Genomic DNA, 19,651 nt, shown 5'->3' with positions numbered 1-19,651 from the left:
GCCGTCCCCGGTTTTTTGCTGCCCGGCCACCGAAAGCTCGCGCATCATCTGAGATCTTGAACGAAAGAATGAGACGACCGCGTCTCATGTGAACTAGACTCGATGCATGGCCACCGATCGCGACACCGTCCTGGAAGCCGCCGTCGGCGTGCTCTCCCGCCGCCCGACCGCCCACCTGGACGAGATCGCGCGCGCCGCCGGCATCAGCCGCGCCACGCTGCACCGGCTCTTCCCCGGGCGCGACGCGCTGATCCGCGAGATCGGCCTGCTCGGGCTGCGGCGCTTCGCCGCCGCCCTGGACACCGCCGGGGTCGAACAGGGCGACGCCGAGGCCGCCCTGCGCCGGCTGGTGGACTCCGCCGTCCCGGACGCCATGCTCTGCGCCTTCCTGGCCGGCGAGAACCAGCTCTACGAGCACGACGACATCAACGACCTCTGGGAGGTCCAGATCGCCCGGCTGCACGCGCTCTTCCTGCGCGGCCAGCAGCAGGGCGTGTTCCGCATCGAACTGAGCGCCGCCTGGCTGAGCGAGGCCTTCTTCGACCTGGTGGCCGGCGTCGGCTGGTCCATCCAGGACGGCCGGCTCGCCCCGCGCGACGCCGCCTTCTCGCTCGCCGAGCTGTTCCTCGGCGGCGCGCTGCGCAGCGCGGACGCCGGCGCCCCCGCCGCCGTCCCCACCGCCCACCGCGCCGCCGCTCCCCCCGCCCCCAGCACCTCCGACCACAGGCCGGACACCGATACCCCATGAGCACCCTGACCGCCCGCCAGCGCTGGAGCGGCCTCGCCGTCCTCGTCCTGGCCGTGACCGTGGTCGCCCTGGACGCGACCGTCCTCTCCCTCGCCATCCCCTCCATCAGCGAGACGCTGGACCCGAGCGGCACCCAGCTGCTCTGGATCGGCGACTCCTACTCCTTCGTGCTGGCCGGACTGCTGGTCAGCATGGGCGCCCTGAGCGACCGGATCGGCCGCAAGAAGCTGCTGCTGGCCGGGTCCGCCGCCTTCGGCGCCGCCTCGCTGCTGGCCGCGTACGCGCCCGGCGCCGGCTGGCTGATCGTGGCCCGCGCGCTGCTCGGCGTGGCCGGGGCGACGATCATGCCCTCCACGCTCTCGCTGATCCGCGGCCTCTTCCCGGACGACCGGGAGCGGGCCACCGCGATCGGCATCTGGGGCGCGGCCGCCACCGCCGGCGCCGCCCTCGGGCCGGTGGTCGGCGGCTTGCTGCTGGAGCACTTCTGGTGGGGCTCGGTCTTCCTGCTGAACATCCCGGTGCTGGTCCTGCTGCTGGTGCTCGGCAGCCGGCTGCTGCCGGAGTCCAAGGACCCGTCGCCGGGCCGCTGGGACGTGCTGAGCGTGGCCCTGTCGATGGCCGGCGTGATCGGGGCGGTGTACGCGGTCAAGGAGGCCGCCGCCCACGGCGTGGACCGCTGGGACGTGCCGGCCGCCTTCGTGCTGGGCGCCGCCGCGCTGGTCCTGTTCGTCCGCCGCCAGCTGCGGCTGGAGACCCCGCTGCTCGATGTCCGGCTGTTCCGCGACCGGCGGTTCACGGCGGCCGTCTCGGCCTCGCTGATCTCCCTGGTCGGGCTGTCCGGTGTGATCTTCGTGGTCTCGCAGTACCTCCAGCTGGTCCGCGGCTTCCAGCCGCTCCAGGCCGGTCTGGCCGAGCTGCCGGCCTTCGCGGGGTCGGTGGCCGGTGGTCTGCTGACCGCCCGGATCGCCCGGCGCGTCGGCGCCCGCAGGGCGCTGACGGGCTGCCTGCTGGCGATGGGCCTGGGCGTGGGCGCGCTCGGCTGGCTGGAGCAGGACACCACCTACCTGCTGCTGGCCGCCTCCTTCCTGCTGGTCGGCACGGCCGAGGGGGTGGTCTACACGCTCGGCGCCGACCTGGTGCTGAGCGCCGCGCCCGCCGACAAGGCCGGCGCCGCCTCGGCCGTCTCGGAGACGGCGTACGAGCTGGGCACCGCGCTCGGCATCGCCCTGGTGGGCTCGGTGGTCGGCTCGATCTACGCGGGCGGGCTGTCCGTCCCGGCCGGGACGGACCCGGCGGCGGCCGCCCGGGCGGGCGAATCGCTGGGCTCGGCCGTCGAGACCGCGCACGGGCTGTCCCCGGAGCTCGCCGAGCCGCTGCTGGCGAGCGCCCGGGAGTCCTTCGTCCACGGCATGAACAGCGCCGGGCTGCTGTCCGCCGCGCTGCTGGTCGGTGCGGCGGCGATGGCCTGGCGGCTGCTGCGCGGGCTCTCCGAGCGGCGGGCCGGGGCGCCGGACGCCGTCGACGCGCCGTCGGACCAGCCGAAGGTCGAGGCGTAGCAGCGCCCGAGAACGGCCGTTTCCCGCAGGGAACGGCCGTTCTCGGCTGGGGAACGGCCCTTCTCGCCCCGCTTCCGAGAAGTACTCGGGGCGGGGGTGCCAAGGACCCTTAGGACGCCCCGAAGGGCAGCTCCAGCTCGGCCCAGACCACCTTGCCGTCCCGGGTCAGCCGGCTCCCCCAGCGCTGGGCCAGCTCGCTGACCAGGAACATCCCGCGCCCGCCCTCGTCCTGCTCGGCGAACGGGCGCAGCTGCGGGGTCTGGCCGCCGGCGTCGGCGACCTCCACGGTGAGCACCCGGTCGCGGAACAGCCGCAGCCGGCGCGGGGCGTCGGCGTGCAGCAGGGCGTTCGTCACCAGCTCGCTGACCAGCAGCTCGGCGTAGTCGGTGAGCGCGGACAGGCCCCAGGACTCCAGGGTGGCGCGGGTGAAGCGGCGGGCCCGGCCGGGCAGCCGGCCGCCGCCGGACAGCGGCAGGCTGGCGATCCGGTCGGCGGGCAGCGGCAGCACCCGGGCCATGATCATCGCGATGTCGTCCTCGGTGCCGTCGGTGACCAGCGCCCCGAGGACGGCGTCGCAGTTCTCCTCCAACGTCCGGCCGGGACCCGACAGCGTGCGGGCGAGCAGGTCGATCCCGGCGTCCAGGTCCTGGCCGCGCCGCTCGACCAGGCCGTCGGTGTAGAGCGCGAGCATGCCGCCCTCGGGGATGGTGAACTCGATCGACTCGAAGGCGACCCCGCCGACGCCCAGCGGCACCCCCGGCGGCACCTCGACCTTGCCGGCGGTGCCGTCGGGGGCGACCGTGACCGGCGGCAGGTGCCCGGCCGAGGCGACCTGGACGGTGTGCTCCAGCGGGTCGTAGACCGCGCAGATGCAGGTGGCGAACTGGCCCTCGCCGATTCCGGAGGCGGTTTCGTCCAGTCGGGTGAGCACCTGCTCGGGCGGCATGTCGAGGGTGGCGAGCGTGCGGGCGACGGTGCGCAGCTGGCCCATCGTGGCGGCGGCCCGGATGCCGTGGCCCATCACGTCGCCGACGACCAGGGCGACCCTCCCGCAGGAGAGCGGGACCACGTCGAACCAGTCGCCGCCGACCTCGCTGACCACGCTGCTGGGCAGGTACCGGTAGGCGATCTCCAGGCCCAGGGTGCGGTGCACCTCCTGCGGCAGCAGGCTGCGCTGGAGGGTGAGGGCGGTCTCCCGCTCGCGGCGGTAGAGCCGGGCGTTGTCGAGCGCCAGCGCGGTGCGGGCGACGAGTTCCTCGGCGAGGGCGACGTCGGCCGCGGTGAACGGCTCGGGGTTGCGCATCCGGATGAACTCGGAGCCGCCGAGGACCATGCCCCGGGCGGTGATCGGCACCATCAGGTACGAGTGGATGCCGGCCGCCACCCCGGGGGCCACCCGGTCCTCGCTGGCGACCAGCCCGCGCAGCGCCTCCTCGTCCACGTGGGCGCGCAGCAGCGGCTTCCCGCTGCGCAGGCACTGGACGTAGCTGCGGTCCGGGGCGTACTCGGAGGTCTCGCCGATCACGTCCACGGCGTGCGCGAGGCCGCTCTCGTAGGACTCGCCGACGGCGACGGCGCGCAGCGTGATGGTCCGGTCGGAGGGGATCGCGGTGGGCTCGGCACCGCGCAGCACCGGCTCCAGCAGGTCGACGGTGGCGAAGTCGGCGAAGCGGGGGACGACGGCCTCGATCAGCTCCTCGGCGGTGCGCTGGAGGTCGAGGGTGGTGCCGATCCGGGCGGTCGCCTCGGCGATGGTGGCGAGCCGTTCCTGGGCGCGGGCGGCGCGGGCCTCGGCCTGGAAGCGCTCGGTGACGTCGATGATCGAGGAGCAGACCCCGAAGACCCGGCCGGTGGAGTCCTCCAGCCGGAAGTAGGAGGCGGACCAGGCACGGTCCCGCTTCGGGTCGCCGGGGACCCTGCCGTGCGAGCGGGCGTCGACCACGGGTCTGCCGGTCTTCAGCACCTGGCGCATGATCTGCTCGATCTCGGCGCTGTTGATGCCGGGCAGCACCGCGGATATCCGGCGGCCGAGGTGGGCGGCGACGGGCACCCCGTTCATCCGGGCGAGTGCCTCGTTGATCCGCATGTAGCGCAGCCCGGTGTCGTAGACGGCCATGCCGATCGGCGAGCGGCCGAAGATGCCGTCGAGCACCGCGAGGTCGGCCTCGACGGCGTGCAGGGCGCGGGTGTCGGAGGCGGTGGCGAGCAGCAGCAGGGTGCCCGCCGGGCCGGCGATCGGGTAGGTGCGGAACTCCAGGTCGACCTTGTGGCCGTCGCGGTGGCGGACGGGGAAGACGCCGGACCACCCGCTGCCGCCCATGATCCGCCGGAACAGGTCGAGCACCTCGGCGCGGTCGGACTCGTCGGTGAGCAGCTGGGCGGCGTAGCTGCCGACGGCCTCCGCGGCGGAGTAGCCGAGCAGGGCCTCGGCGTCCTCGCTCCAGTGCAGGATCAGCCCGTCGCCCTGGAGCAGCGCCGTCGCGAGCGGGACGAGCCGGTGGCCCTCGGGGTGCGGGCCGTCGGGGTGCGGGCCGTCGGGGTGGACACCCTCCGGAGGGGTGCCCTCGGGACGTACCGGGGTGCCGCCCGGGGCCTGGCCGGCGGCGGTCGCGTCCCACTCGTGTCCGTGCATGATCAGGCAGCACCCCGGTTCGGCTCGTTCCCGGCCGGGTGGCCACGCGGTCCGTGCCGGCCGGGGTTCTTCTCCAGACTGCACGGACATCGGCCGCCCGGCGACCCCTTGGTCAGGGGCCTCCGGCCGCTCCGGGTGTACGGGCGTCATGGGCGTACCGGCCGCAGCGTACTCTCCAGAACGCCCGCCCACTGCCGGATCACTCCGGAACGTCGGTGGCTGTCGTCGGTGAGCAGGTTGGCCAGGCCCAGACCGCGGGCGAGGTCCAGCGTGGCCTGCACCGATTCGCGGACGCCGGGGCGGCTCTCGTCGGCGTCCAGGAACTCCACGGCGGCCCGGTGGGCCTCCCGTCCGACGTGGCCCTCCAGGGCGATGATCCGTTCGCGAAGCGCCTCCTCGGTGGCGGCGGCGGTCCACAGGTGGAGGGCGGCGCGGAACAGCGGGCCGGTGTAGAGCCGCACGATCATGTCGACCACGGCGCCGGTGCGGTCCGGTCCGGCGGCCGGCAGCTCGTCCGCGTGGGCGCGGACGGCGGCCAGCCGCTCGGCGGTGACGTGCTCGACGGCCGCGGTGAAGAGGTCCTCGCGGGTCGGGAAGTGGTGCTGGGCCGCGCCGCGGGAGACCCCGGCCCGCTCGGCGACGACGGCGACGGTGGAGCCGTTCCAGCCGAGCTCGGCCAGGCAGTCCACGGCCGCCGCGAGCAGCCGGGCCCTGGTCGCTCGGCTGCGGTCCTGCTGCGGGGTGCGGGCGGCGGGGTGGCTGGTCATGGCGGCGGGCGGTTCCTGTTCGGCTCGGGGCGCGGCGGGTCCCGGTCGGGTCGCGGCGGGACGATCCTCACAGACGCGCCCGGGGCGCCGCCCGCCGGGGCGGCCGCGGGCGGTCAGCGGGCGGCGGCGCGGTCCGCCTCGCGGGCGCGCAGTTCGCGGCGGAGGATCTTCCCGGCCGCGGACTTGGGGACGGCGTCCACGAACTCCACCGCGCGGACCTTCTTGTACGGGGCGACCTGGCGGGCGACGTAGCCGGTGACCTCCTCCGCGGTCAGCGCGCTGCCGGGGGCGCGCACCACGAAGGCCTTGGGGCACTCGGTGCCCTCGGCGTCCTGGACCCCGATCACGGCGGCGTCGGTGATCTGCGGGTGGCCGAGCAGGACGGCCTCCAGTTCGGCGGGCGCGACCTGGTAGCCCTTGTACTTGATCAGCTCCTTGACCCGGTCGACGATGTGCAGGTAGCCGCGGCCGTCCACGAAGCCGACGTCGCCGGTGTGCAGCCAGCCGTCGGCGTCCACCACGGCGGCGGTCTCGGAGGCGCGGCCGAGGTAGCCCTTCATCACCTGGGGGCCGCGGATCAGCAGCTCGCCGCGCTCGCCGGGGCCGAGGTCGTCGTCGGAGCCGTCCAGGGCGGTGATCCGCAGCTCGGTGGAGGGGACCATCCGGCCGACCGAGCCCGGCGGGGGGCCGCTCTCGCGCGGGGAGACGACGTGGGTGACCGGCGAGAGCTCGGTCATGCCGTAGCCCTGGAGCAGGTGCGGCAGGCCCAGGCGCCGGGCGCAGGCGTCGGCGAGTTCGTGGTCCAGCGGGGCGGCGGCGCACAGCAGGTACTCGACGGAGGAGAGGTCGTACCGGTCCACCACGGGGTGCCGGGCCAGCGCGAGGGCGATCGGCGGGGCCACCACCAGGGCCTGCACCCGGTACTCCTGGATGGTGCGGCAGAACTGCTCCAGGTCGAAGCGGGGCAGCACGACGACGGTGGCGCCGCAGCGCAGCGGCTGGTTGAGCAGCGCGGCCAGTCCGTAGATGTGGAAGAACGGCAGGACGGCGAGCACCCGTTCGCCCTCGGCGGGGCGGTAGAGGGCGTCGCACTGGGCGAGGTTGGTGGCGATCGAGCGGTGGGTGAGCATCACGCCCTTGGGCAGGCCGGTGGTGCCGCTGGAGTACGGCAGCACGGCGATGTCCTCGGCCGGGTCGACGGCGACCTCGGGGGCGTGGGCGGTGGTGGCCAGCAGGTCGTCGAGCGAGCGGTGGCCCTCCGCGCCGTCCAGCACGACGGTCTCGGCCAGGGGGCGGCCCTGTCCGGCGAGGAGTTCGGCGGCCGCACGGGCGGTCGGCAGGAAGGCGGAGACGGTGACGAGCCAGCGGGCCTCGCAGTCGCGCAGCTGGCGGGCCAGTTCGGCGGGGGTGGCGAGGGACGGGATCGTGGTGACGGTGGCTCCGGCCCTGGTCGCGCCGTAGTAGGCGATCGGGTAGGCGGTCGAATTGGGGCTGAAGAGGGCGACGACGTCACCGCGGCGCACACCTGTCTCGGCCAGCCCGGCGGCCATCCGCTCGACGCGGAAGGCGAGTTGGGCGTAGCTGACGGTCTCCCCGGTGACGCCGTCGATCAGGGCCGGGCGGTCGCCGTGCCCCGCTGCGGCGCCGAGCACCGCCTCGTGGATCGGCAGGTCGACCACCGGGACGTCGGGGAACTCACTGCGGAACACCAAGATGAGCCTCCACTAAGGAAGTTGACGTAGCAACAAAACGGGCGGGCAGTTCCGTGCGGGGCGCGTTCAGGAGCATACGGACAGTCAGGGGTCCGGCTCGGCCATTGCGGGGAACCCGTGCTGGTCCGTCCGTGGTGCGGGTCGCTCCCGGGGGGCGCCCGGCGGGGCGGCGCGCACCCCTTTCCCGCGCCCCCTTCGGCATCCGCCCGGCGTCCGCCCGGCATCCGTCCGGCGTCCGTCCGGCGTCCGTCCGGCGTCCGTCGGCCGCTCGTCCACGAACCGGCGGCGGTGGTGTTCGCGCGGCTGTTCGCCACGCGGTGGCTCAGTACGACCTGGGCAGTCCGAGGGTGTGCTGGGCCACGTAGTTGAGCACCATCTCCCGGCTGACCGGGGCGACCCGGCCGACCCGGGTGGCGGCCAGCAGCGCGCCCAGCCCGTACTCCTGGGTCAGGCCGTTGCCGCCGAGGGTCTGCACCGCCTGGTCGACGGTCCGGGCGGCGGCCTCCCCGGCCGCGTACTTGGCCATGTTGGCGGCCTCCCCGGCGGCGAGGTCCTCACCCGCGTCGTAGAGCAGCCCGGCCTTCTGGGTCATCAGCCGGGCCAGCTCGACCTCCACCGCGCACCGCGCGAGCGGGTGGGCCAGGCCCTGGTGGGCGCCGATCGGGGTGGACCAGACGGTGCGGGTCCGCGCGTACTCGACGGCCTTGCCGAGGGCCTGGCGGGCGAGGCCGAGCGAGAAGGCGGCGGTCAGGATCCGCTCCGGGTTGAGGCCGGCGAACAGCTGGAGCAGGCCCGCGTCCTCGTCGCCCACCAGCGCGTCGGCGGGCAGCCGGACGTCGTCCAGGAAGACCTGGAACTGCTTCTCCGGGGCGACGAGCTCCATCGGGATCGCCCGGTACTCGAAGCCCGGGGTTTCGCGCGGGACGACGAACAGGCAGGGCTTCAGCCGGCCGGTGCGCCCCCCGCCGGCGTCCGCGGCCTCGGTGCGGGCCACGAACAGCACCGCGTCGGAGTGGTCGATGCCGGAGACGAAGACCTTGCGGCCGGTCAGCAGCCAGTCGGCGCCGTCCCGGCGGGCGACGGTGGAGATCCGGTGCGAGTTCGAGCCGGCGTCCGGTTCGGTGATGCCGAAGGCCATCCTGCGGCTGCCGTCGGACAGGCCGGGCAGCCAGCGCCGCTTCTGCTCCTCGGTGCCGTAGCGGGCGATCACGGTGCCGCAGATCGCCGGGGAGACGATGAGCATCAGCAGCGGGCAGCCGGCCGCGCCGAGCTCCTCCAGGACGATGGCGAGGTCGGTGATGCCGCCGCCTCCGCCGCCGTACTCGGCGGGCAAGTTGACGCCGAGGTAGCCGGCCTTGCCCGCGTCCGCCCACAGTTCGTCGGCGGGCTCGCCGGCCCGGGCCCTGGCGAGGTAGTAGGCGGAGCCGTAGCGGCGGCCGAGGTCACCGACGGCCCGGCGCAGGGCCTGCCGTTCGGGGGTCTCCAGGAGCTGACTGCCGATGGTGGACATGCGGGTCCTTCCTCAGGCTTCGGGGCCGGGCGGGTCGCGGACGGGGACGGGAGGGCGGCTCAGGCCTCGGCGGGCCGGACGACCGCCAGCAGGGCGCCGGTGTCGACCTGCCGGCCGGGGGCCGTGCGCAGCTCGACGAGGGTGCCGTCGGCCGGGGCGGCGACGCGGTGCTCCATCTTCATCGCCTCCAGCACCAGCAGCGGGCGGCCCGCGGTGACGGCGTCCCCGACGGCGGCGAGGACCCGGACGACGGTGCCGGGCATCGGCGCGAGCAGCGCGCCGGGGTCGGCGCGGACGGCGGGGTCGGGGAAGCGCGGCAGGGCGGTGAGCGCGGTGGAGCCGGCCGGGGTGTCGACGTGCACGCGCTCGCCGTACCGGGCGACCAGGTAGGTGCGGCGCAGGCCGCCCTCGGAGAGCACCACCCGGCCCGGCGCGGCCTCGACCAGCTCGACGTCCGGGTGGTCCTCGGCCGCCAGGCCGGTGCGGGTGAGCCGGTAGCGCACGGCCTGCTCGGTGCCGTCCTCGGCCCGGTAGCGCTTGAGCTGCGGCTGGGAGGGCAGGTTGCGCCAGCCGGAGGGCAGGGCGCCGCGGCGGCCGGCGGCGTCGGCGAGGGCGGCGGCCAGCGCGGCGCGCCCGGCGACCTCGCCGTCCGGGGCGGTGAGGTCGGCCGTGTGCTCGGCCAGGAAGCCGGTGTGCAGCTGCGCGGCCAGGAAGGCCGGGTGGCGCAGCGCACGGACCAGCAGCTCGCGGTTGGTGGCCGGGCCGTGGACGCGGGCGCGGGCGAGCGCGTCGGCGAGCCGGCGGGCGGCGGCCGGGCGGGTGGGCGCCCAGGCGGTCACCTTGGCGAGCATCGCGTCGTAGTGCGGGGTGATCTCGTCACCGGCCTCCACCCCGGAGTCCAGCCGCAGCCCGGTGCCGGTGAACTCCTGGTACGGGACGGTGAGTTCGAGCCGGTGCAGAGTGCCGGTGGCGGGCTGCCAGTCCCGGGCCGGGTCCTCGGCGTAGAGCCGGGCCTCGATGGCGTGGCCGCGCGGGGCCGGGGGCTCGGGCGGCAGCCGGACGCCCTCGGCGACGGCGAGTTGCAGGGCCACCAGGTCCAGGCCGGTGACGGCCTCGGTGACGGGGTGCTCGACCTGGAGGCGGGTGTTCATCTCCAGGAAGAAGAACCGGCCGTCCTCGGCGAGCAGGAACTCGGCGGTGCCGGCGCCCCGGTAGCCGATCGCCGTGGCCGTGGCGCGGGCCGCCGCGTGCAGGGCGGTGCGGACTTCCTGCGGCAGGCCGGGGGCCGGGGCCTCCTCGATCACCTTCTGGTGCCGCCGCTGGAGCGAGCAGTCGCGGTCGCCGACCGCCCAGACGGTGCCGTGGGCGTCGGCCAGCAGCTGGAGCTCGACGTGCCGCCCGGCGGGCAGGTAGCGCTCGCAGAACACCTCGTCGGAGCCGAAGGCCTTGGCCGCCTCGGCGCGGGCGGCCGCCAGCTCGCCGGGGAGGTCGGCCAGGGCGCGGACGACCCTCATGCCGCGCCCGCCGCCGCCCGCCGCGGCCTTGACCAGCAGCGGCAGGTCGGCCTCGGCGGGCTCGGTGAGCGCGTCCAGCACCGGCACCCCGGCCTCGGCCATCAGGCGCTTGGCGGCGGTCTTGGAGCCCATCGCGGCGATCGCGGACGGCGGCGGGCCGATCCAGAGCAGTCCGGCGTCCAGCACGGCCCGCGCGAAGTCGGCGTTCTCGGACAGGAAGCCGTACCCGGGGTGGACGGCGTCGGCCCCGGCGGCGAGCGCGGCCCGGACGAGCAGGTCGGCGCGCAGGTAGGTGTCGGCGGGCGCGGCGCCGGGCAGCCGGACGGCGGCGTCGGCCTCGCGCACGTGCGGGGCGGCGGCGTCCGGGTCGGAGTGGACGGCGGTGGTCGCGATGCCGAGCTCCCGGCAGGTGCGGAAGACCCGGCGGGCGATCTCGCCGCGGTTGGCGACCAGCAGGTTGGTGATCATCCGTTCCCTCACAGTCGGAAGACTCCGTATCCGCGCGCGCCCCGGACCGGCGCGTTGTGGATCGCGGACAGGCACAGGCCGAGCACCGTACGGGTGTCGCGCGGGTCGATGACGCCGTCGTCGTAGAGCCGTCCGGACAGGAACACCGGCAGCGACTCGGCCTCGATCTGCTGCTCGACCATCGCCCGGACCGCCGCGTCCGCCTCCTCGTCGTACGGCTTCCCCTTCGCCGCGGCGGACTGCCGGGCGACGATCGACAGCACCCCGGCGAGCTGCTGGGGGCCCATCACCGCGGACTTGGCGCTCGGCCAGGAGAACAGGAAGCGCGGCTCGTACGCCCGGCCGCACATGCCGTAGTGGCCGGCGCCGTAGGAGGCGCCCATCAGCACGGACAGGTGCGGGACGGTGGAGTTGGCGACGGCGTTGATCATCATCGCGCCGTGCTTGATGATGCCGCCCTGCTCGTAGTCCCTGCCGACCATGTAGCCGGTGGTGTTGTGCAGGAACAGCAGCGGGGTGTTCCGCTGGTTCGCCAGCTGGATGAACTGGGCGGCCTTCTGGGACTCCTGGCTGAACAGCACGCCCTGGGCGTTGGCCAGCACACCGACCGGGTAGCCGTGCAGCCGGGCCCAGCCGGTGGCCAGGCTGGTGCCGTAGAGCGGCTTGAACTCGTCGAAGTCGGAGCCGTCGACGATCCGGGCGATCACCTCGCGCGGGTCGAACGGGACCTTGAGGTCGCCCGGGACGATGCCGAGCAGCTCCTCCTCGTCGTACCGGGGCGGCTCGGCCGAGCGGTCCGGCTCGGGGCCGGGCTTGCGGTGGTCGAGCCGGGCGACGATCCGGCGGGCGGTGCGCAGCGCGTCCGGTTCGTCCGCGGCGACGTGGTCGGCCAGGCCGGAGACCCGGGCGTGCATGTCGGCGCCGCCCAGCGACTCGTCGTCGGACTCCTCGCCGGTGGCCATCCGCACCAGCGGCGGGCCGCCGAGGAAGACCTTGGCGCGCTCCCTGACCAGCACGGTGTGGTCGGACATGCCGGGCACGTAGGCGCCGCCGGCCGTCGAGTTGCCGAACACCACGGCCACGGTGGGGATCCCGGCGGCGGAGAGCCGGGTGAGGTCGCGGAACAGGGCGCCGCCGGGGATGAAGATCTCCTTCTGGCTGGGCAGGTCGGCGCCGCCGGACTCGACCAGGTTGACCAGCGGGAGGCGGTTGGCCAGCGCGATCTCGTGGGCCCGCAGGGCCTTGCGCAGCGTCCAGGGGTTGCTGGCGCCGCCGCGCACCGTCGGGTCGTTGGCGGTGATCACGCACTCGACGCCCTCGACCACCCCGATGCCGGTGACCAGCGCCGCGCCCACCGGGTACTCGCTGCCCCAGGCGGCCAGCGGGGACAGCTCCAGGAACGGGGAGTCCGGGTCGAGCAGCAGCTCGATCCGCTCGCGGGCCGGCAGCTTGCCGCGCCTGCGGTGGCGCTCCACGTACGCCGGCCCGCCGCCGGCCAGCGCCTTGGCGTGCTCGGCGTCGAGCTCGGCGAGCTTGGCGGCCATCGCCGCGCGGCGCTCGGCGTACTCGGGCCCGGCCGGGTCGACGCGGGTGGTCAGGACGGTCACAGCAGGGCCTCCGGGATGTCGAGGTGGCGGGAGCGCAGCCACTCCCCGAGGGCCTTGGCCTGCGGGTCGAAGCGGTGCCGGGCGGCGACGCCCTCGCCGAGCAGGCCGGTGAGGGTGAAGTTCACCGCGCGCAGGTTCGGCAGCAGGTGCCGGGTGACGGGCAACCCGGCGGCCTCGGGCAGGAGTTCGCGCAGCTTCTCGACGGTGAGGACGTGCGCCAGCCAGCGCCAGCCGTCCGCCGAGCGGGCCCAGACGCCGAGGTTGGCGTCCCCGCCCTTGTCGCCGCTGCGGGCGCCGGCCACCGCGCCGAGCGGGGCGCGCCGGGTGGGGCCGGGCGGCAGCGGGTCGGGCAGGGAAGGGTCGGGCAGTGGGGGGTAGGGCTGTGGAGGGCAGGGCTGTTCGGCCTCCGGCGGGCCGGCCGGGGCGGTGACGGGCGCCGGCGGGATGGCGATCCGGCGGCCGTCCGGCAGGACGGCGGTGTGCTCGACGGCCTTCGGGTCGACGTACACGGCGCTGAACACCCCGTACGGCGCGCCCGGTCCGGGCGGGGCGGTCAGGTGGAAGCCCGGGTAGCCGGACAGGCCCGACTCGACGGCCGCCCTGCCGAGTTCACGGCCGACCTTCGCCGGGTCCCGGTCCCGTGCGGTCAGCCGGAGCAGCGCGGAGGCGGTCTCCTCGGTCGGGGCGTCCGGGTGGTCGGTGCGCACCAGCGTCCAGCGCAACTCGGCGGGGCGGGCGCCGGGCGGCAGGGAGTCGGCGAACTGCCGCCGCACCAGGGCGGCCTTGGCCTCGACGTCCAGCCCGGTGAGGACGAAGACCACCTCGTTGAGGTGGCCGCCGAGCCGGTTGAGGCCCGCCTTCAGGGTCGGCGGCGGGGCCTCGCCGCGCACCCCGTCGATCCGGACCCGGTCCGGGCCCACCTCGGTGAGCCGTACGGTGTCCAGCCGGGCCGTGACGTCCGGGCCGAGGTAGCGCGGTCCGCCGGTCTCGTACAGGAGTTGGGCGGTGACGGTGCCGGTGGTGACGGCACCGCCGGTGCCCGGGTGCTTGGTGACCACGCTGGAGCCGTCGGCGCGCAGCTCGGCGAGCGGGAAGCCGGGGCGGGTCACGTCGTGCTCGCGGAAGAAGGCGTAGTTGCCGCCGGTCGCCTGGGCGCCGCACTCCAGGACGTGCCCGGCCACCACGGCGCCGGCCAGGGCGTCCAGGTCCCGCGGGGTCCAGCCGAAGCGGGCGATCCCGGGCCCGACGACCAGCGCCGCGTCCGTCACCCGCCCGGTCACCACCACGTCCGCGCCGGCGGTCAGACAGGCCGCGACGCCGAACCCGCCGAGGTAGGCGTTGGCAGCCAACAGGCCCTCCGGCAGGCCGAGTTCGGCCCGGCGCGGGAGCAGGTCGTCGCCCTCCACATGGGCCACCGCCGCCTCGACGCCGAGCCGCCGGGCCAGCACGCGCAGCTCCTCGGCGAGCCGGGCCGGGTTGAGGCCGCCCGCATTGACCACGATCTTCACGTCGCGCTCGCGGGCCAGGGCGAGGCACTCCTCCATCTGGCGCAGGAAGGTCCGGGCGTAGCCGAGCGACGGGTCCTTCAGCCGGTCCCGGGCGAGGATCAGCATGGTCAGTTCGGCCAGGTAGTCCCCGGTGAGCACGTCCAACGGCCCGCCGGTGAGCATCTCCCGCACCGCGGCGAAGCGGTCCCCGTAGAACCCCGACGCGTTGCCGATCCGCAGTACCCCGCCGTCGCGCACCAAAGCGCCTCCCCTGCCGGTGAGTTGGCCCCGCCCTCGATCGGGCGCCGCCGCCAGCAGCGTGGCACCGGCCGGAGAAAAAAGCAATCACGCTTGCTTGTTTTCAGGCCACCCGGCCGGGCCGGTGCTGCCTCCGGGAGCGGCCGGGGGGCCGGGGCGGCCGGTTGCCTGCTCGTTGCCTGCGCAGCGGCAAGTAGGGGGCGCCCGGGGAGGTGTGGGGGTGGGCGCCGTTGCCGCGCAGTCGGCGGTTCCGAAAGGATGCGCGACCATGACTACGCGTGTGAACCTCCTCTCGCGGCGGCTGATCGCCCCGCTGCGGTGGGCCGCCCTGCTGTCGCTGCTGGTGTCGGTCGGGGTGTTCTTCGCCGGCGCCGGTACGGCCCAGGCCGCCCCCGCCTGCGGGGCGCTCTCCACCGGCGCGGCGGCCCAGGCCGACGCCGCCGTCCGCGCCGCCTGCGGGCTGATCGGCACCCCGTACTCGTGGGGCGGCGGCCACGGCTCGCAGCCCGGCCCGACGTACGGCCTCTGCGACCCGGCCAACGGCGCTCCCGACGACTGCCACGTCCGCGGCCTGGACTGCTCCGGCATGGTCCGCTACGCCTACGACCTGGCCGTCGGCGAGGACGTCGTCAACGGCACCACCCGCACCCAGTGGCCGACCTCCCGGGCCGTCGCCCGCTACTACCGGGCGGACGGCACCGCGCCGCTGCTCCCCGGTGACCTGGTGTTCTTCGGCAGCACCGCCTCCACCATCCACCACGTCGCGATGTACCTCGGGCAGGGCTGGATCGTCGAGGCCCCCTACTCCGGCGGCTACGTCCAGGTCGCGGCCCTCTCCTCGCACGGCGACTACTACGGCGCCATCCGGCTGTACGGCCCCGGCGGCGGCTCCACCACGCCTCCCCCCACCACTCCCCCGTCCACCGGCGGCCGGTACTGGGTGGACACCAACGCCGACGCCCCGGTCTACGGCTCGCCGACCTCGACCACCGGCACCGGCACGCTGTACCAGGGCACCAACTACGTGTACTGCAAGGCCTGGGGCCGCGAGGTCTCCAACGGCGGCAGCTACAACCACTGGTGGCTGAAGACCGACCCGGACGTCGGCCCCGGCGGCCAGTGGGTGTCCGCCTGGTACCTGGCCCGCTGGGGCAACGACGTCGCCAAGGACAACAGCGGCACGACCATCCCCACCTGCGCGGGCGGCGGCGCCCCGCCCGCCTCCGGCACGTACTGGGTGGACACCTTCGCGGCCGCGAGCGTCTACCCCTCGCCGACCTCCACCAACGCCACCGGCACGCTGAACCAGGGCACCAACTACGTGTACTGCAAGGCCTGGGGCCGCGAGGTCTCCAACGGCGGCAGCTACAACCACTGGTGGCTGAAGACCGACTCCGACGGCGGCCCGGCGGGGCAGTGGGTGTCCGCGTTCTACCTGGCCCGCTGGGGCAACGACACGGCCAAGGACAACAGCGGTACGACCATCCCCGACTGCTAGGGAAGGACCCGCCGGGGGCCCGCGGCGGCCGCCGGGGAGGCGAACGACCGTGCCGGTCGACCGCCGCTCCCGGCGGCCCCGGGGACCACCGACGGGCCGAACCGATCAGTTTTCGAGAAGCGCCCCACCCGGGTGCGCGCCTAGCGTTGCGGTCATGAGCGACATCACCATTCACTGGACCTTCCTCCCGCACACCGACCCCGAGGCCTCCCTCGCCTTCTACCGCGACCTGCTCGGCTTCGAGGTGCGCAGCGACGTCGGCGGCGGCCCGATGCGCTGGATCACCCTCGGCCCGGCCGGCCAGCCCGACGTCTCCCTCGTGCTGGAGCCGGCCTCCGCCGACCCGGGCCGCACCGAGGAGGAGCAGCGGGCCGTCGCCGAGATGATGGCCAAGGGCAGCTACGCCCGGATCGTCCTGGGCACCCGCGACCTGGACGGCGTCTACGACCGCTTGAAGGCCGGCGGCGCCGAGGTCGTCCAGGAGCCGACCCGGCAGCCGTACGGCGTCCGCGACTGCGCGTTCCGCGACCCGGCGGGCAACACCGTCCGCCTCAACGAGCTGGGCTGAGCCCCGGCCCGTCGGGCCTTCCGGCCCCGCCCCGCCCGTCCGCGTACCCGCCCCGCCCGTCCGCCGTGCCCGTTCGCACCGCCCTGCCCGCCCCGCCCGTCCCGCCGTCGGCCGTGCCCGGAACCGTTGGGCCGTGGGCCGGATCGATGGTTGGATCGAAGGGCCATCGAACGGTCCGAGCACACCGACGGCGGCGGGGCGGGCCGCCCGCCGGGCCCCCACCCCCGACCGCCGAGAGCCAGGGAGCGAAGAGAACGATGCCCAAGCGGACGGACGCCCAGCCGCACGTCGCCGACAGCCACGACCTGATCCGCGTGCACGGCGCGCGCGAGAACAACCTCAGGGACGTCAGCGTCGACATCCCCAAGCGCCGGCTGACGGTGTTCACCGGGGTGTCCGGCTCGGGCAAGAGCTCGCTGGTCTTCGACACCGTCGCCGCCGAGTCCCAGCGGCTGATCAACGAGACGTACAGCGCCTTCGTCCAGGGCTTCATGCCCACCCTGGCCCGCCCCGAGGTGGACGTCCTGGAGGGCCTGACCACCGCGATCATCGTCGACCAGCAGCGGATGGCCGCCGACCCGCGCTCCACCGTCGGCACCGCGACCGACGCCAACGCGATGCTGCGCATCCTCTTCAGCCGCCTGGGCACCCCGCACATCGGCTCGCCCAAGGCCTTCTCCTTCAACGTCCCCTCGATCAGCGGGGCCGGCGCCGTCACCGTCGAGCGGGCCGGCCGGACGGTCAAGGAGCGGCGCAGCTTCAGCATCACCGGCGGCATGTGCCCGCGGTGCGAGGGCCGCGGCACCGTCTCGGACATCGACCTCACCCAGCTGTACGACGACAGCAAGTCGATCTCCGAGGGCGCGTTCACCATCCCCGGCTGGAAGACCGACAGCTGGTGGACGGTCGGCGTCTACGCCAACTCGGGCTTCCTCGACCCGGACAAGCCGATCCGGAAGTTCACCGAGAAGGAGATGCAGGACTTCCTCTACCGGGAGCCGACCAAGGTCAAGGTCAACGGCGTCAACCTCACCTACGAGGGCCTGATCCCCAAGATCCAGAAGTCCATGCTCTCCAAGGACAAGGACGCCCTGCAGCCGCACATCCGGGCCTTCGTGGAGCGGGCTGTGACCTTCACCGCCTGCCCCGACTGCGAGGGCACCCGGCTCAGCGCCGCGGCCCGCTCCTCCAGGATCGCGGGCATCAGCATCGCCGACGCCTGCGCGATGCAGATCAGCGACCTCGCCGCCTGGGTCCGCGGCCTCGACGAGCCCTCGGTGGCGCCGCTGCTCGGCACGCTCCGCCAGACCCTCGACTCCTTCGTGGAGATCGGCCTCGGCTACCTCTCGCTCGACCGCCCCTCCGGCACCCTGTCCGGCGGCGAGGCTCAGCGGGTCAAGATGATCCGCCACCTCGGCTCCTCGCTCACCGACACCACCTACGTCTTCGACGAGCCCACCTCCGGCCTGCACCCGCACGACATCGAGCGGATGAACCGGCTGCTGCTGCGCCTGCGGGACAAGGGCAACACGGTGCTGGTCGTCGAGCACAAGCCGCAGACCATCGCGATCGCCGACCACGTGGTCGACCTCGGGCCCGGAGCCGGCACGGCCGGCGGCACGGTCTGCTACGAGGGCGACGTGGCCGGGCTGCGCACCAGCGGTACGGTGACCGGCCGCCACCTGGCCGACCGGACGCCGCTGCGGGACACCGTGCGCAAGCCCACCGGCCGGCTGGAGATCCGCGGCGCGAGCACCCACAACCTGCGGGACGTGGACGTGGACGTCCCGCTGGGGGTGCTCACGGTGGTGACCGGTGTCGCGGGCTCCGGCAAGAGCTCGCTGATCCACGGCTCGATCCCGCGCGAGGAGGGCGTGGTCTCCGTCGACCAGGGGGCGATCAAGGGCTCCCGGCGCAGCAACCCGGCCACCTACACCGGGCTGCTGGAGCCGGTCCGCAAGGCCTTCGCCAAGGCCAACGGCGTGAAGCCGGCCCTGTTCAGCGCCAACTCCGAGGGCGCCTGCCCGACCTGCAACGGCGCCGGGGTGGTCTTCACCGACCTGGCGATGATGGCCGGGGTGGCCACCACCTGCGAGGACTGCGAGGGCAAGCGGTACCAGCCGGCGGTGCTGGAGTACCGCCTGGGCGGGCGGGACATCGCCGAGGTGCTGGCGATGCCGGTGACGGAGGCGGCGGAGTTCTTCGGCTCGGGCGAGGCGAAGCTCCCGGCCGCGCACCGCATCCTGGAGCGGCTCGCCGACGTCGGCCTCGGCTACCTGAGCCTGGGCCAGCCGCTCACCACCCTCTCCGGCGGCGAGCGGCAGCGGCTCAAGCTGGCCACCCACATGGCGGACAAGGGCGGCGTCTACGTGCTGGACGAGCCGACCACCGGCCTGCACCTGGCCGACGTCGAGCAGCTGCTGGGGCTGCTGGACCGGCTGGTCGAGTCCGGCAAGTCGGTGATCGTGATCGAGCACCACCCGGCGGTGATGGCGCACGCCGACTGGATCATCGACCTCGGTCCGGGCGCGGGCCACGACGGCGGGCGGGTGGTCTTCGAGGGCACCCCGGCCGAGCTGGTCGCCGCCCGTTCCACGCTCACCGGCGAGGCGCTGGCGGCCTACCTGGGCTGAGCCGTCCAGACCCCTGCGCCGTCACAAACCCTGTGCCGTCCCGAACCCTGTGCCGTCACGAACCGAGCCGTCCCGAGCGAGCCGAGCCGTCCCCGCCGGGGCGGCTCGGGCCCGGCCCTTCGCCGGGCGCTCCGGCCGGGGCGCGCGGCCGGTCAGTCCAAGGGGAGGGCCATCTCCAGGATCCGCGCCGACGCGTCCAGCACGTACGGGGTGTCCTCCCCGGTGTAGGCGAACCCGCGCCGCAGGTAGAAGGCGGCGGCGCGGGGGTTCGCCTCGTGCACCCCGAGCAGCATCCGTCCGGCGCCCCGGCCCCGGGCCCAGGCGAGCACCGCGTCCAGCAGGGCGTCGGCGACGCCGTGCTCGCGGCCGCGGTGCTCCGGGGCGACCCAGACGCCGATCAGCTCGAACGCGCCGACCCGCGGCCCGTACCGGTCGGACGGCTTCGGCACCGACAGCATGGTGCCCACCCACTCCCCGGAGGCGTCCACCGCGACCAGCCCGAGGCGGTCCGGCTCGTTCACCCGGGCGCACCGGGCCGCCCACTCGCCCTCGCCCAGGCGGCTCGCGTCCTCGTGGGTCTCGCCGAAGGCCAGCGGGGTGTCGAGCAGCTGGGCCAGCCGCACCGCCCGCAGGCGCGGCCCGTCCGCCCGGCCGATCCGTTCGATCCGGTAGCCCATCGACTCCCCCGTCACG

The 19,651-nt window shown here is 74.8% G+C and carries 13 protein-coding genes; 5 read left to right on the top strand and 8 right to left on the bottom strand.

Annotation, left to right across the window (positions count from 1 at the left end):
- The first annotated feature begins 106 nt into the window (after nt 1–106).
- A complete protein-coding gene (locus ACH5AR_RS04680; protein ID WP_396299916.1) occupies nt 107–748 on the top strand; it encodes a TetR/AcrR family transcriptional regulator in 642 nt (213 codons plus the stop codon).
- A complete protein-coding gene (locus tag ACH5AR_RS04675; protein ID WP_396299915.1) occupies nt 745–2,304 on the top strand; it encodes an MFS transporter in 1,560 nt (519 codons plus the stop codon). The genes ACH5AR_RS04680 and ACH5AR_RS04675 overlap by 4 nt, the downstream gene beginning before the upstream one ends.
- A 109-nt stretch (nt 2,305–2,413) precedes the next feature.
- Here ACH5AR_RS04675 and ACH5AR_RS04670 read toward each other — a convergent pair whose 3' ends face one another.
- The 7 genes from ACH5AR_RS04670 to ACH5AR_RS04640 form a co-directional block, all read right to left on the bottom strand.
- A complete protein-coding gene (locus tag ACH5AR_RS04670) occupies nt 2,414–4,936 on the bottom strand; it encodes a SpoIIE family protein phosphatase (RefSeq protein WP_396299914.1) in 2,523 nt (840 codons plus the stop codon).
- A 146-nt stretch (nt 4,937–5,082) separates the two neighbouring features.
- A complete protein-coding gene (locus ACH5AR_RS04665; protein WP_396299913.1) occupies nt 5,083–5,703 on the bottom strand; it encodes a TetR/AcrR family transcriptional regulator in 621 nt (206 codons plus the stop codon).
- A 113-nt stretch (nt 5,704–5,816) separates the two neighbouring features.
- Nucleotides 5,817–7,415: a 4-coumarate--CoA ligase family protein gene (locus tag ACH5AR_RS04660; RefSeq protein WP_396299912.1), complete on the bottom strand. Its 1,599-nt coding sequence runs from the start codon at nt 7,413–7,415 to the stop codon at nt 5,817–5,819.
- Nucleotides 7,416–7,737: 322 nt separating this feature from the next.
- Complete coding sequence (locus tag ACH5AR_RS04655; RefSeq protein ID WP_396299911.1) at nt 7,738–8,925, bottom strand: acyl-CoA dehydrogenase family protein; 1,188 nt, start codon at nt 8,923–8,925, stop codon at nt 7,738–7,740.
- Between the two features lie 59 nt (nt 8,926–8,984).
- Nucleotides 8,985–10,907 carry an acetyl/propionyl/methylcrotonyl-CoA carboxylase subunit alpha gene (locus tag ACH5AR_RS04650; protein WP_396299910.1) on the bottom strand — a complete coding sequence of 641 codons (1,923 nt, stop codon included), beginning with the start codon at nt 10,905–10,907 and terminating at the stop codon, nt 8,985–8,987.
- 8 nt (nt 10,908–10,915) lie between these two features.
- Nucleotides 10,916–12,514 carry an acyl-CoA carboxylase subunit beta gene (locus ACH5AR_RS04645; RefSeq protein ID WP_396299909.1) on the bottom strand — a complete coding sequence of 533 codons (1,599 nt, stop codon included), beginning with the start codon at nt 12,512–12,514 and terminating at the stop codon, nt 10,916–10,918.
- Nucleotides 12,511–14,184, bottom strand: a complete 1,674-nt coding sequence (locus ACH5AR_RS04640; RefSeq protein WP_396299979.1) for an acyclic terpene utilization AtuA family protein — start codon at nt 14,182–14,184, stop codon at nt 12,511–12,513. Before ACH5AR_RS04640 ends, ACH5AR_RS04645 begins: the two co-directional genes overlap by 4 nt.
- Nucleotides 14,185–14,527: 343 nt before the next feature.
- Here ACH5AR_RS04640 and ACH5AR_RS04635 point away from each other — a divergent pair, with 343 nt between their 5' ends.
- The 3 genes from ACH5AR_RS04635 (at nt 14,528) to ACH5AR_RS04625 (ending at nt 18,958) form a co-directional block, all read left to right on the top strand.
- Nucleotides 14,528–15,757 carry a C40 family peptidase gene (locus tag ACH5AR_RS04635; RefSeq protein WP_396299908.1) on the top strand — a complete coding sequence of 410 codons (1,230 nt, stop codon included), beginning with the start codon at nt 14,528–14,530 and terminating at the stop codon, nt 15,755–15,757.
- A 154-nt stretch (nt 15,758–15,911) separates the two neighbouring features.
- On the top strand, nt 15,912–16,325 hold the full coding sequence (locus tag ACH5AR_RS04630; RefSeq protein ID WP_396299907.1) for a VOC family protein: 414 nt from the start codon (nt 15,912–15,914) through the stop codon (nt 16,323–16,325).
- Nucleotides 16,326–16,582: 257 nt separating this feature from the next.
- A complete protein-coding gene (locus ACH5AR_RS04625) occupies nt 16,583–18,958 on the top strand; it encodes an ATP-binding cassette domain-containing protein (protein WP_396299906.1) in 2,376 nt (791 codons plus the stop codon).
- 152 nt (nt 18,959–19,110) lie between these two features.
- Here the strand turns inward: ACH5AR_RS04625 and ACH5AR_RS04620 are convergent, their stop codons facing one another.
- Nucleotides 19,111–19,650, bottom strand: coding sequence for a GNAT family N-acetyltransferase (locus tag ACH5AR_RS04620; protein WP_396299905.1), 540 nt, complete (start codon nt 19,648–19,650; stop codon nt 19,111–19,113).
- Nucleotide 19,651 lies beyond the last annotated feature (1 nt).

The sequence above is a fragment of the Kitasatospora sp. NPDC018619 genome, assembly GCF_044391605.1.
GTDB lineage: Bacteria > Actinomycetota > Actinomycetes > Streptomycetales > Streptomycetaceae > Kitasatospora.
The sequence above is the reverse complement of the archived record's forward strand: the minus strand, read 5'-3'. Positions and strand labels throughout refer to the sequence as shown.